At 34.0% G+C, this 13,367-nt stretch carries 16 protein-coding genes and 1 tRNA gene; 4 read left to right on the top strand and 13 right to left on the bottom strand.

Annotation, left to right across the window (positions count from 1 at the left end):
* Positions 1 to 46: 46 nt before the first annotated feature.
* The 12 genes from BD847_RS20310 to BD847_RS20255 form a co-directional block, all read right to left on the bottom strand.
* Positions 47 to 1,342 (bottom strand): cryptochrome/photolyase family protein, encoded by a 1,296-nt coding sequence (locus tag BD847_RS20310; RefSeq protein ID WP_115890071.1) that lies wholly within the window; start codon positions 1,340 to 1,342, stop codon positions 47 to 49.
* 281 nt (positions 1,343 to 1,623) lie between these two features.
* Positions 1,624 to 2,133 carry an SRPBCC family protein gene (locus BD847_RS20305; RefSeq protein WP_115890070.1) on the bottom strand — a complete coding sequence of 170 codons (510 nt, stop codon included), beginning with the start codon at positions 2,131 to 2,133 and terminating at the stop codon, positions 1,624 to 1,626.
* A gap of 38 nt (positions 2,134 to 2,171) precedes the next feature.
* Positions 2,172 to 2,612, bottom strand: coding sequence for a sterol desaturase family protein (locus BD847_RS20300; RefSeq protein ID WP_115890069.1), 441 nt, complete (start codon positions 2,610 to 2,612; stop codon positions 2,172 to 2,174).
* A 254-nt stretch (positions 2,613 to 2,866) separates the two neighbouring features.
* The gene (locus BD847_RS20295; protein ID WP_115890068.1) at positions 2,867 to 3,706 is read right to left on the bottom strand and encodes a phytoene/squalene synthase family protein; all 840 of its coding nucleotides are present in this window, start codon (positions 3,704 to 3,706) and stop codon (positions 2,867 to 2,869) included.
* Positions 3,707 to 3,709: 3 nt separating this feature from the next.
* Positions 3,710 to 5,176, bottom strand: coding sequence for a phytoene desaturase family protein (locus BD847_RS20290; RefSeq protein ID WP_115890067.1), 1,467 nt, complete (start codon positions 5,174 to 5,176; stop codon positions 3,710 to 3,712).
* A gap of 38 nt (positions 5,177 to 5,214) precedes the next feature.
* Entirely contained in the window at positions 5,215 to 6,114 is a 900-nt protein-coding gene (locus tag BD847_RS20285; protein WP_115890066.1) for a MerR family transcriptional regulator, read from the bottom strand.
* A 170-nt stretch (positions 6,115 to 6,284) separates the two neighbouring features.
* A complete protein-coding gene (locus tag BD847_RS20280; protein ID WP_115890142.1) occupies positions 6,285 to 6,842 on the bottom strand; it encodes a DUF4256 domain-containing protein in 558 nt (185 codons plus the stop codon).
* Positions 6,843 to 6,859: 17 nt separating this feature from the next.
* Positions 6,860 to 7,525: a DNA alkylation repair protein gene (locus tag BD847_RS20275; RefSeq protein WP_115890065.1), complete on the bottom strand. Its 666-nt coding sequence runs from the start codon at positions 7,523 to 7,525 to the stop codon at positions 6,860 to 6,862.
* A gap of 13 nt (positions 7,526 to 7,538) precedes the next feature.
* On the bottom strand, positions 7,539 to 8,117 hold the full coding sequence (locus BD847_RS20270; protein ID WP_115890064.1) for a YdeI/OmpD-associated family protein: 579 nt from the start codon (positions 8,115 to 8,117) through the stop codon (positions 7,539 to 7,541).
* A gap of 11 nt (positions 8,118 to 8,128) precedes the next feature.
* Positions 8,129 to 8,506 (bottom strand): DoxX family protein, encoded by a 378-nt coding sequence (locus BD847_RS20265; RefSeq protein ID WP_115890063.1) that lies wholly within the window; start codon positions 8,504 to 8,506, stop codon positions 8,129 to 8,131.
* Positions 8,507 to 8,513: 7 nt separating this feature from the next.
* Entirely contained in the window at positions 8,514 to 8,981 is a 468-nt protein-coding gene (locus tag BD847_RS20260; protein WP_115890062.1) for an SRPBCC domain-containing protein, read from the bottom strand.
* Between the two features lie 5 nt (positions 8,982 to 8,986).
* Complete coding sequence (locus BD847_RS20255) at positions 8,987 to 9,310, bottom strand: ArsR/SmtB family transcription factor (protein WP_115890061.1); 324 nt, start codon at positions 9,308 to 9,310, stop codon at positions 8,987 to 8,989.
* Positions 9,311 to 9,530: 220 nt separating this feature from the next.
* On the opposite strand from BD847_RS20255, the gene BD847_RS20250 reads away from it, so the two are divergent.
* Genes BD847_RS20250 through BD847_RS20240 form a run of 3 tightly spaced genes read left to right on the top strand, consistent with a single transcriptional unit; the run spans position 9,531 to position 11,236 of the window.
* A complete protein-coding gene (locus BD847_RS20250) occupies positions 9,531 to 10,508 on the top strand; it encodes a glycoside hydrolase family 43 protein (protein ID WP_115890060.1) in 978 nt (325 codons plus the stop codon).
* Between the two features lie 23 nt (positions 10,509 to 10,531).
* Positions 10,532 to 11,014: a nuclear transport factor 2 family protein gene (locus BD847_RS20245; protein ID WP_115890059.1), complete on the top strand. Its 483-nt coding sequence runs from the start codon at positions 10,532 to 10,534 to the stop codon at positions 11,012 to 11,014.
* 39 nt (positions 11,015 to 11,053) lie between these two features.
* Complete coding sequence (locus tag BD847_RS20240; protein ID WP_115890058.1) at positions 11,054 to 11,236, top strand: hypothetical protein; 183 nt, start codon at positions 11,054 to 11,056, stop codon at positions 11,234 to 11,236.
* Positions 11,237 to 11,321: 85 nt separating this feature from the next.
* Here the strand turns inward: BD847_RS20240 and BD847_RS20235 are convergent.
* Positions 11,322 to 11,394 (bottom strand) — tRNA-Lys (locus BD847_RS20235).
* A 556-nt stretch (positions 11,395 to 11,950) separates the two neighbouring features.
* Between BD847_RS20235 and BD847_RS20230 the strand changes: the two genes are divergently transcribed.
* Positions 11,951 to 13,270, top strand: coding sequence for a serine hydrolase domain-containing protein (locus BD847_RS20230; RefSeq protein ID WP_115890057.1), 1,320 nt, complete (start codon positions 11,951 to 11,953; stop codon positions 13,268 to 13,270).
* Positions 13,271 to 13,367 lie beyond the last annotated feature (97 nt).

Genomic DNA, 13,367 nt, shown 5'->3' with positions numbered 1-13,367 from the left:
GACAAGATTGTGTGTAATTGGAATTTGGAATTTTAAAATTTGGAATTTATTTAATTATGCCCGCCTTATAAGTCGCAATCGCACGATCTCTCGCAAAAGCATGATCAACCATAGGTTCACTATATCCAAAATCAAACTCAGGAATCCATTTGCGGATGTATTCTCCTTTTTCGTCAAATTTCTTTTGTTGGATTTCAGGGTTAAAAACTCGGAAGTAAGGCGCGGCGTCGCAACCTGTTCCTGCGGCCCATTGCCAGTTTCCTACGTTTGAAGCCAATTCAAAATCCAATAGTTTTTCGGCGAAATACGCTTCGCCCCATTGCCAATTGATTAGTAAATGTTTGCATAAAAAACTTGCTACAACCATACGCACGCGATTGTGCATATATCCAGTTTCGTTTAGCTGACGCATTCCTGCATCGACCATTGGATAACCTGTTGTTCCGGAACACCAGCGTTTGAAATCTTCTTCATTATTTCGCCATTGAATTCCGTCGTAAGCCGATTTAAAATTGTGATTGACGCAATTCGGAAAGCTGAAAAGGATCTGAATAAAGAATTCTCTCCAAATCAATTCGCTTAAAAAAGTCTGGTTTTTTCTATTTGCCCAATTTACTAATTTCCGAATACTTACCGATCCAAAACGCAAATGAGGCGAAAGGTAAGACGTACTGTCCAAAGCAGGGAAATCCCTCGTTTCTTTATAATTTGAAATCTTAGATAAATCGTGTGGTTGCACTTTTATGGCGCTTCTTTCAAAACCAATTTCTGATAATTCAGGAAATGGAAATTGATTTTTCGCAAAATTAGATTGAAATGGAGCCGAATCATATTCGGGTGCAGCTCCCGAAAAATGATATTTCTCGAGCCATTTATTTTTATAAGGTGTGTAAACTGTATAAGGAAGTCCGTCTGCTTTTGTAATTTCTTTTTCTTCGAAGATTACATGATCTTTGAAAGAGAAAGATTCGATGTTATTTTCTTTTAATAGAGAAGTTATTGAAGAATCTCTTTTGATTGCAAACGGTTCATAATCTTTATTGAAGAAAACATTTTGTATGTCAAATTCTGCAATTAGCGATTTCCAAACTTCTGTAGTTTTTCCTTTTTTGATTAAAATGGAAGAACCGAATTCGCTTAATTGGGAATTTATTTTCTGAAGTGAATCATAAATAAAAGTTACTCTGGCATCATTTTTTGGAAGATTATCTAAAATATCTTCATCAAAAATAAATAAGGGAATTACAGGAAAATCCGACTGCAAAGCGTGAAATAATCCAGTATTATCTTCTAAACGCAAATCGCGTCTGAACCAGAAGAAGGAAACTTTTTGTTTTGTCATTGTGTTGGTGATGTCTTGGCGAATATTTGTATTGTGTATTTATTTTGAACACATAGAAACATAGATTTTTATCTTTTGACTTATAAAGATTAAAAAAAAGAAACTAGTTTCTTAACACATAGTTCTCAAAGTTTGTCATCCTGAGCGAAGTCGAAGGACCGCGAGAAGTTTTACAAAGATTGCCAATTCTCTATTATTGTGCGCATACTATGTTTATTTATGCAAGTGAAACGCCTTTTCCAAGCTTTAAAAATCTATGTTTCTATGTGTTAAAAAAAGAATTAAAAGCTTTTTTGTTTTCCGTTAAGTTCTACGACTTGTGGCTCTTTATGTGAATTGAATAGTTCTTCGATTTTGTTGCGACGGAAATCGAAGATGGTTTTTAGTTTGTTTTTTACAATTATCGTGTTCAGGAATCGGCCTAAGATTCCGAGTGGAAGTGCGTAATGAACAATGTCTGTCATTTTTGTTTTGCCGTCTTTTGTGCGTTCAAAGAAATGTTTATGATGCCATAATTTATACGGTCCAAAACGCTGAATATCGATGAAATATTCGTTTTCCTTACAAGCTGTAATTTCGGTTACCCATGAAATTTTTATTCCTAATAGCGGCCTTAAAGTGTACGTTATAAGTTGCCCGTGATACATTCGTTTTTCATCAAAATCCTTGATTGTAAAACTCATGTTATCAAGCGTGATAGTTTGTAGATTTTTAGGACTTGAGAAAAAATTCCAGCATTCTTCAACACTTGAATTTACATATTGTACGGTTTCTATTTTGTATAATTTCATTTCGATTAAGTCAATTGTTACAAATGTTTCTTATAAAGTTACATTTTATAATATTTAAATGGTACAAACAACATTCCGAAACATTCTCCTTTTTCTTTGTTGAGGTGTTTATGGTGTATTTTATGCGCTTTTCGGAGTCCGATGAGGTATTTGTTTTTAGTGTTTTTGAACCATTTAAAACGCTGATGAATCAATACATCGTGAATTAAAAAATAGCAAACGCCGTAAAGTGTTATACCGCAAGCGATAAAAAACAAATAATTGAAACCGCCCTGAACACCAAAATAAAATAAAAGGATACTTGGAGTAGCAAAAATGACAAAGAAAATGTCGTTGCGCTCAAAAGTATGCTCATATTTTGGCTGATGATGATCTTCGTGAAAATACCACATAAAACCGTGCATTACGTACTTGTGCGTAAGCCAGGTAACACATTCCATGAACAGAAAAACGCCTAAAAAGATTAAAAAGGAAATCATTTTATAAATGTTGTTATTAAAATTATGACTTTATTTTGTTTGAGTTTAGCTTTAAGTTATAAAAGATTAACTCTAACGATTATTTTTTACTTGTTTTTGAAATTCTCTCAATCTTGTCATTTCGACGAAGGAGAAATCTTCGCAAGTAGCTCTGCAATCTAAAGTGACAATCTTTGTCGAGTTTCTCGCGAAGATTTCTCCTTCGTCGAAATGACAAACTGCTGGCTTAATCGTAACGACAAAGCTCAATGAAATCAAACTAATTTAAGCTTATACGTCACAAAAGACTGCGCCAAAAGCCCCGCTTTTGTATAATTAGAAACCCGAATTCTCGAATTTCCTATTTCTTGATACGGCGTGTTTTTTAACTTTTTAAGCAGTTTTTTATAATAAACATAAGCGGTATAAACGCCAAATTTAGCTTCCATTGGCAGTTTTACAATTCCTTGATATGCAATTCTAAAATCTTCTTCGATTTCTTTGATGATTTGCGCTTTTGCGTCTTCATTGAAATTTTTGAGATTGATTCCCGGAAAATAAGTTCGGTTTAAAATCAGATTATCGTCTCTCAAATCTCTAAGGAAATTTACCTTTTGAAAAGCCGATCCTAAACGCATGGCTTCGTGTTTTAGCTGTTCGTATTTGTGCTCTTTTCCGGCAACAAAAACTTTCAAACACATTAAACCAACAACATCGGCAGAACCATAAATATAATCTGCATATTCAGTTTGGGTATTGTAAGTTGATTTTATAAGGTCGAGTTTCATGCTTTTTAAAAACGCCTGAACCAAATCATCGGTAATATTATATTCTTTAACCGTATGTTGGAAAGAATTCAAAATTGGATTAAGGCTAATGCCCAATTGCATGGCTTTGTAATACTCTTTTTCGAAATCATCTATTAAATATTCTTTTTCATAATCGTGAAATGAATCTACGATTTCGTCAGCAAAACGAACGAATCCGTAAATGCTGTAAATCGCATCGCGAATACTTGGCGACAGCATTTTTACTGCCAATGAAAATGAGGAACTATAATTTTGCGTAATCAATTTACTGCATTTGAAAGAAACGGCGTCGAATAGTGATTTCATTTTTTAAGATCTTAGAGATTTTTGAATTAACTCAGCAACCAATTTTCCCGAAATTAAAGCAGGCGGAACCCCTGGGCCAGGAACAGTTAATTGTCCTGTGAAATATAAGTTACGTACTTTTTTGCTTTTTAGTTTTGGCCTTAAAAAAGCAGTTTGCAATAGCGTATTTGCCATTCCGTAGGCGTTGCCTTTGTACGCGTTGTAATCTGTTACAAAATCATTTTTGCAGAATGACTTCTTAAATATAATGTTATTTTTAATTTTTTGTTCTGTAAGTTTTTCGAAACGTGAGATGATCTTTTCGAAATATTCTTCTCGAATTTCTTCGTTATCTTCTATTCCCGGCGCCAGCGGAATTAAGAAAAACCCTGATTCCATTCCTTCGGGCGCAGCGCTGGAATCTGTTTTAGATGGGAAATTGGCATAAAATAGTGGAGATTCCGGCCATTTTGGATTGTCATAAATCGCTTCGGCATGTTTATCAAAATCAACATCAAAAAATAATGCGTGATGCGAAATGTTTTCTATTTTTTTATTGAAGCCAATGAAAAATAAGAGCGAAGACGGAGAGAAAATTCGACTTTCCCAATATTTATCAGAATACGCACGATGCTCTTTTTCAAGCAAAGATTCGGTATGCTGATAGTCCGCACCGCTTAAAATTAGATCTGCTTTTATGATTTCTCCGTTGATTTTAACTCCGGTTGCAGTTTTGTTTTCAACTATGATTTTTTCAATTGGCAAATTGGTTTTAATGGTAACGCCAAGTTCCAACGCTAATTTTTCGATACCACGAATAACATCAAACATTCCAGTTTTGGGATGCCAAGTTCCGAGACCGAAATCGGCATAATTCATGAAATTGTAAAAAGAAGGCGTTTTGCTGGGTTTTGCTCCCAAAAATAAAACAGGAAATTCTAAGATTTGAATTAATCTTTGGTTTTTAAATTTCTTTCGAATATCCTGACTTACGTTGCTCAAAAACTGATTCAGTTTTAAAGCCGTTTTTGGTGTAATTAATTCTAAAGGTGAAACTCCTGGACGATAAACTAAATCTTTAATCGCAATATCATAATTGCTTTTTGCCTGATCGATGAAGTTTTGAAGTTTATTAGCACTTCCTTTTTCGATTTCTTCAAAAGCTGTTTTTATTTCTTCCAAATTGTCACAAATGCTGATAAAATCATTTGTCCCAAAATAAACACGATATGCAGGATTGAGTTTTATAAGCTCATAATAATCTGAAGTTTGTTTGCCAAAATCCTGAAAAAAGCGATCAAAAACATCTGGCATCCAGTACCAACTTGGTCCCATGTCAAAGGTGAAACCATCTTTTTTAAACTGTCGGGCACGTCCTCCAATCGTCGGATTTTTTTCGAAAATTATAACCTCGTGTCCTTGTTTAGCTAAGTAACACGAAGCGGCTAAAGAGGAGAAGCCAGATCCTATTATGAGAATTGTTTTTGTCATTTGTTTAACAAATATACAAAAACTTTAAACAAAAAAAATTAGATTTGCTCTATTGTTTCGTCCATTGATTCGAAAATGCGGATTCTTTCAGGAAGTACAGACTGATCGATATGCTCAACCATATTACCCATCAGCCAGATTTCGTTATTGTTTAAAAGCAATTTCTGTCCCATCGATTTAACATACTGATTGATAACCATTCTGTCTGGTTGTACTGTCATAAAAGAAACAAAAGTTATATTTTCAAAATGACGAGTCAGGTCTTGCAAATTTTCGATTGGCATGCTTTCGCCTAAGTATATTGTTTTGTAACCATGTGATAAAATCTCATATTGAAGATAAAGTAGGCCAATTTGATGAATTTCATTTAATGGTAAAGAAAGAACAAAAATACGATCGGTTCTGGTTGGTTTTAATATTTGAAGACTTTCTGTGTAAATTAGAATTTTTTGCTTAATCAAGTGGCTCATGAAATGTTCGTTTGCCGGAGTTATGGTTTCGGATTGCCATAATAAACCAAGTTCTTTCAGCAAAGGAAGAAAGTTGTCTTTAAAAACTTCTTTGAAGTTCTTCTCAGAAATAAGCCAGTCGAAAGTGTTGAAAAATAATTCCTGATCAAAATTCATCATCGCCATCTTGAATGACGTGATTGCATAATTTTGGGAATTTTTCTTTGAAGTAATTTCACGAACCAATTGCGGAATTCGGTCTTCCGGATAAGTTGCTATTTTAGAAATTTTATAGCCATATTCATGTAATAATGTAATATTTAAAAGCTTTTGCAAATTTTGCAAATTGTAAAGCCTAATATTTGTATCAGTTCGCATGGGTTCAAGAATATTGTATCTTTTTTCCCAGATTCTAATTGTATGTGCTTTTATTCCAGATAAGTTCTCGAGATCTTTGATGCTGAAAACAGTTTTAATATTGTTTATCATTTTTCATAAATTGGCAAACAAAAATAGAATAAAATCTGAGATATTATGCATACCTAGTAGTAAAATAGTCAATATTTGGAAGATTATAGTATTAAAATGTGTTATTATAGTATAAAAATGGTTTAAGTTCTCAGAAAAAGGAATTTTTTGTCTGTTGTAATGTTTGGCGCTTAAATCTTCAGATAACCTCGAAATCCTCTTGCTGCATAATAAGATTCTGCGCCATTATGGTAAAGGAAAACTCTTCCATAACGGTAATCGCAAAATACGGCGCCGCCCAGTTTTCGAACATCAGCAGGCGTTGCGATCCAACTCGAAGTTTTGGTGTCAAAATTTCCAAGTTGCTGCAATTGTCGATATTGTTCTTCAGAAAGAAGTTCTATTCCCATTTCTTCGGCCATATCGACTGCGCTGTTTTTAGGTTTGTGCTCTTTTCTTGAATCTAATGCTTTTCTGTCATAACAAAGACTTCTGCGGGCTTTCGGGCTTTCGGCCACGCAATCGACAAATAGATATTCATCTGTACTTTTATCATAAGCTATTATATCAGGCTCGCCTTCGGTTTTTTCCATTTGAAGCAACGACCAAAGTTTTTCCGGATTAGCATTGAGTTTAGCTTCGACTTTTGACCAATCAATATTTTGATGACGCTTTGTGTTTTTTTCAAAACGTGCTTTCAAAATGCTGATTAATTGAGCTTGTTCTTCTTTCGAAATTGTATTTTTCATTTTGTTGTTTTTTGAATTTATTCTTGGCGACGAACCATTTCGTTGATCCATATAGGTGCAAAAGGTGAGGTGCAGCCTTTTGAAGTTGGATAATCTCTGTAAATACCTAATTTTTCTCCAATTGCTAAAGCGCGTGCACGATATTCTGGAAATTTAATTCCAATTTGTGCTAAAGTATTGTTCATAGTCCATTGTACTTCTGATGCTGCAGTTGGCATTTCGTTTTCAATTCGGTCTAGTAAAGCTGGCAGATCTAAAACATCAGGATTTCGGGCAACACATCCGCTGGTAAGGCTCCATGCAGCGCGGCCCAACATTGGATCTTTTGATTTCATCCATTTCAAACGTAAAGTTTCGCGATCTGAATATTCTTTAATTATATAGGAATAAAACCAATCAGCAATATGAACGAACTTTTCTGAGGCGACCATTTTTTCAATTTGTTCGTTGGTAAGTTTTTTTGGATCGATAATTAAAATGGATAAAAATCGTGCATCGGCATTTTCTGTGTTCCAAAGTTCCAATGCTAATTCGTGATTGATTTTTATTTTTTTTGCCAATGTCCGAATATCGCCCATTTTAACACCAAACTGATTGTCACTGGCGCCTCGCTTTTTATTTTGAGCATGTACTTTTTCGTCGCCAAGTGCTTTAAGTTGTTCTAATATATCTTTTGCCTTCATTTTGATTTTAGTATTAATCGTTTAAACCTTTTCCGTCAAGAATATTTTGGATATGTTTTTCTACTCTCGCTTCGCGTGTTTTGGCTTGTTTTGGCTGTGAGAAGTTTAACAGATACGCTCTTTGTCTTCCCGGAGTCAAAGCTTCGAAAGCTTTTTTTAATTCGACACTTTCGTCTAATTTTTTTTGAAATTCTTCTGAAACCGGAAATTCTGATGTCTTTTTCAATTGGACTTTTAAACCTGCTTTTTCGATTTCAATAGCTTGGTAGATATACGTTTTCAAAACAGCTTTTAAATCAATAATTTCTTTAAGGTTTGTAAATCGTATATGACGCGCCGCCTGAACATTTTCAGATTGTTGAATCAGAATTCCGTCAGTATCTTTTAGTAAAGCGCCTTTGAAGAATAGAAAAGCGCAATATTCTTTAAAAGCATGAATTAAAACAACATTACTATCGTGATACATATAACAGGGATTTCCCCATTTTAATTCTTCTGTCAGTTGGCATTCTAAAGCAATAGTTCGCATTTGTTCCAGTTCTTCTTGCCATTTCGTAGCTTTATCAAAGAAAAAATCGACTTTTGGATTCATTTTATAATGAATTAAATTGTTACTGGTTTTCGTTCGATAGGTCTAAAATACCAGGAAATTATGGTTAGAATCAGCAATAAAGCTGGTCCAAAAAAATCTTTCGCACTGTCGTTTGCAGCAAAATGTGAAACGATTGCGCCTGACATCGCAAAGAAAAATCCTGCATAAGCCCATTCTTTCAATAATGGGAATTTGGGAATCAGAACCGCTGTTACACCCAATAATTTCCAAATGCCTAATAAAGTTAGCAAATAAATTGGATAACCCAAATGAGACATTCTATCCGTTTCATCCTTAGACTGAAGTAATTGTACAATGCTTGTTGCTGTCATTCCTAATGCCAGCCAGAGCGTAGCAACCCAATAAATAATTTTGTTTCTCTTTGTCATGATATTTTTATTTTAGTTTATTACAGATTTCTTCTAATCGGTTATGTGCCATGTTAAGGCCTTGTTTAAATGGTAATTGCAGCATTTGATCTCTAAGTTCGTTAGATTTATAGACGATCTGCATTGTAAGTTTGCTTCGATTATCATTTAGTGGTTTAAATTCTAAAAACTCTAATTGAACTGCAAAAGGCGAATTTTCCATTTCAAATGTTCTGGTGATTTTTTCATTTAGAACAAATTCATGAATAACGCCATTCATCTGGACAACTACATTTCCCTTAGCATCACTGGTTTCAAATTGATAACCGCCATGTTTTTTGCTTTCCAATTTTAAAACTTTTGTTCCCATCCATTGTTCTACAATTTGTGGTTCGATATAAGCTTTGAAAAGCAATTCAACAGGCAAGTCAAATTCGCGTGTAATTACGAGTTCTTGTTTGTCTTCTTCAGCATTTATTTTTGTTTTTAATTCCATTGCGGTTAGTTTTCGGGTTTATAGTTTTTCATAATGTCTTCGAGTTTGTTGAATCTCTCGTCCCACATTTGACGAAATGGCTCTATGAAATCTGCTATTTGTTTCATTTTTTTTGCATTTATGGTATAATAAACTTCTCGGCCGTTTTGTGTTTGCTGTAATAATTCGCATTCCGTCAGAATCTTTAAATGTTTCGAAACTGTCGGACGCGCAGTGTCAAAGTTTGAAGCAATCGCACCGGCGGTCATCGAATGCGAAGTCACCAAAAGTAATATAGCTCTTCTTGTTGGGTCGGCTATAGCCTGAAATACATCTCGTCTTAAATTCATTGTGAAGTCATTTGACTACAAATATATATGAAGTCATTTGACTACGCAAATTTTTGTCGACATTTTTTTTGTAATTAACTGAAAACGTGTTATTAATATGGTGTTCTGCGGTTGTGTTAGATCTTGAAATGCTAATGAAAAAGTTCGGAGATAATTTTTTTTGCCTTTGTAAAAGCGTTTTTACAATGTTTGTTATACTTTTAAATAAAAATCAAAAACTATGAATAAACTCTTATTTGGTATAATGATTATTTTCTGCTCAGAAGCAATTGGACAAAATGTAGTTTCAAATAAAATAGCCAATAATCCTATTTTTAAGGGTTGGTACGCAGATCCGGAGGGCGTTATTTTTGATAAAACGTATTGGGTTTATCCAACATTTTCGGCTCCATTTGAAGAGCAGGTTTTTCTGGATGCTTTTTCTTCTCCCGATTTGGTAAACTGGACAAAACATCCGAGAATTTTAGATACCACGGCTGTAAAATGGGCAAAAAGAGCAATCTGGGCGCCGTCGATTATTAAAAATAAGAACAAGTATTTTTTGTTTTTTGGTGCCAATGATGTTCATGAAAATGAAATTGGCGGAATTGGAGTTGCAGTGGCGTCAAAACCTGAAGGGCCATTTAAAGATTATTTAGGAAAACCGCTCGTGGGCGAAATTTATAATGGTGCACAACCAATTGATCAATTTGTTTTTAAGGATAAGGACGGGCAGCATTATTTGATTTACGGCGGATGGAGGCATTGCAATATTGCCAAATTAAAACCTGATTTTACGGGCTTTATTCCGTTTAAAGATAAAACCATTTTTAAGGAGATTACGCCAGATAATTATACCGAAGGACCTTTTATGTTTATCAGAAACAATAAATATTATTTTATGTGGTCTGAAGGCGATTGGGGCGGTCCGGATTATTGCGTGGCATATGCGATTGCCGATTCTGTAATGGGGCCATTTAAAAGAATTGGAAAAGTGCTGGAGCAAGATCCTAAAATTGCAAAAGGAGCGGGGCATCATTCGATTATAAAAGCTCCGGATTCCGATCAATATTATATTGTGTACCACAGAAGACCGCTTGATGAAACAAGTATACATTCGAGAGAAACTTGTATTGAAGAAATGTTTTTTGATGAGAACGGTTTTATTAAGCCGGTTGTGATTACAAACGAAGGTGTAAAAGCACACGTTATAAAATAAAAAGTAAACGCTAATAATAGATTATGAAAAAGTTTCTGGTATTATTTTTTCTGAACTTTTCAGTTGTGAGTTTTGCTCAGGTGGCAAAAGATTCTGAATTATTTTTGCAGCTGAAAAAGCACGATAGTATTTTTTTTGCAAAAAGTTTTAATGAGTGTGATCTCGTTTTTCTTGAAAAAGCCATTCATCCTGATTTGGTGTTTTATCACGATCAGGGTGGAGTTCAGAATAAAAAGACTTTTTTAGAAAATGTCAAAAAGAATATTTGTTCTGGCGGAGCTCAAAAGCCAATCAGAAAAGTGAAACCGGAAAGTTTGGAAGTTTATCCTCTTTATGATAATGGAAAGCTTTACGGAGTTGTTCAGAACGGAATTCATGATTTCTATATTAGAGAAGCAAATAAACCTGATGTTTTAACTGGTGAAGCAAAATTTACGCATGTTTATCTTTTAATCAATAACGATTGGATATTGAAAGAGGTCTTGAGTTTTGATCATAAAAGCTGATTTTGCTTTATTGGAATGAATAATTAAAAATTTCTAAACATGGAAAATAAAAAAGCCTTAGTATTTACTTTTTGGATTGTTGCAATCATTTTAGGTGTAGTATTGTTCAAGCAATTCGATTTTGAAAACCTGAAATTTGAGAAACCGGCGCTTGCAATTATTTATATAGCCGTTTTTATATTTGCTGTTTATTTTTTAGTAAAGAATTCCAAGAAAAACTAGAAATAGTAAAGATGACAGGAGTGCCATTTTTTGATTTGGCCAAAAACGAAAAAAGGTCAAGTAAATTAATACTTGACCTTTTTTGTGACCCGACTGGGGCTCGAACCCAGGACCCCATCATTAAAAGTGATGTGCTCTACCGACTGAGCTATCGAGTCATTGCTCTTCTGAATGAGGGTGCAAATATAAGTACTTTATTTAGGTTTTAAAGCCTTTTTTGAATGCTTTTTTGTAATAATTTGTAAAAGCTTATTTTACAGTAAAATAGGGTTTGTGTTTTTTATGGCTACAGTGGTAAAGTAAAAATATATTATGGATGTAATATGATTTGTTTATTAGAATCGGTGGGTAAACAGCGGGCAAAATAAAAAGCTGCAAACAACAAAACGCCTGTATTTGCAGGCCTTTTTACTTTTTTAAACTTATTTTGTGACCTTGAGGTACAGAATTCGAACCATTTATTAGAAGATTTAAAGGTTTTTAGTGATGTGTAATTTTGCTATTTGAATTTAATATCATTATTAGTTAAAGTCAAGTTCCCGTAATTTATCAAAGTAGCAAGAGCGACGAAATTCATATTAATTTTAGTACGAAAAGTATTTAATAAATAAAAGCCCGCTTGGTGGTTTATAAAATAAAAAACCTATTTTTGAAAACACATATAAACTGACATTTGTCAGGCATAATCCCGTAAACGATAAAAATAAGGCAATAATGAAAAAGACAATCTTAACAGCAGTACTACTTTTGACCTTATGTCAAATCGGATTTGCTCAAACAAATTATACAGAAAAATTAGATAATTACTTCAATGCACTTGAAGAAAGCGACAAGTTTATGGGAAGTGTAGCAATTTCAAAAAATGGTGAGATCATTTACACAAAATCAATTGGATTTGCGGACGTTGAAAAAAACGTTAAAGCAACCAAAAATTCAAAATACAGAATTGGTTCAATTTCTAAATCATTCACAGCTGTTTTAATTTTAAAAGCAACTGAAGAAAAAAAACTGGACTTAACCCAAACTATTTACAAATGGTTTCCAACAATAAAGAACGCAGATAAAATATCTATAAAACAGTTGCTTAGCCATAGAAGTGGGATACACAATTTCACAGATGACAATGAATATCTAACTTGGAATACACAGCCAAAAACAGAAAAAGAAATGCTTGAAATTATAGCAAAAGGAGGTAGCGATTTCGAACCAGACAGCAAGGCAGAGTATAGCAATTCAAACTTTGTGCTTTTGACTTACATTCTAGAAACAACTTTTTCAAAATCGTATTCTGATTTATTACAAAAATATATTGCAAAGCCTCTTGGTTTGACAAATACGTATGTTTTTGGAAAAATCAACACAAACAATAATGAATGCAAATCATACAACTTCACAGGAGCTTGGAAGGCAGTGACCGAAACCGACTTTACAATTCCATTAGGTGCAGGGGCAATAATTTCCACGCCAAGTGATTTGACAAAATTCGCAGACGCTTTGTTTGGAGGAAAGCTTTTAAAACCTGAAAGTCTTGAAATAATGAAATCTGTTAAAGATGGTTACGGAATTGGTCTGTTTCAAATGCCTTTCCATGACAAGATCGGCTATGGACACAGAGGCGGAATTGATGGCTTTAGTTCAGTTTATTCTCATTTCGCAGACGACAAAATTTCGTATGCTTTAATTACAAACGGAACAAAGTTAAGTATGGATGATATTTCTATTACTGTTTTAAGTGCAATTTACGGCAAACCTTACGATATACCTGTCTTCACAACATACAACTTGACTTCGGAAGATTTTGATAAGTATTTGGGTGTTTATGCTTCCAAAGAAATTCCATTTAAAATTACATTTACAAAAGATGGAAACGCTTTAATCGCACAAGGTACAGGACAGCCAGCATTCTCTCTTGAAGCAACGGAAAAAAACAAATTTAAGTTTGACCAAGCAGGAGCGAAATTTGAATTTAATCCGATAGACAAGACAATGATTTTATCTCAAGGCGGTGGACAAATTAAATTTACAAAAGAATAAAAACAGCACCCAACAGCTACTACGGATTTGGGCAATAGACTTAATGGAAAGATGGTTTTGTGTTTGGATGATTTGACAAATCCGAATAATGGGCTTA

This window comes from Flavobacterium cutihirudinis (assembly GCF_003385895.1).
Classification (GTDB): Bacteria; Bacteroidota; Bacteroidia; order Flavobacteriales; family Flavobacteriaceae; genus Flavobacterium; species Flavobacterium cutihirudinis.
The sequence above is the reverse complement of the archived record's forward strand: the minus strand, read 5'-3'. Positions and strand labels throughout refer to the sequence as shown.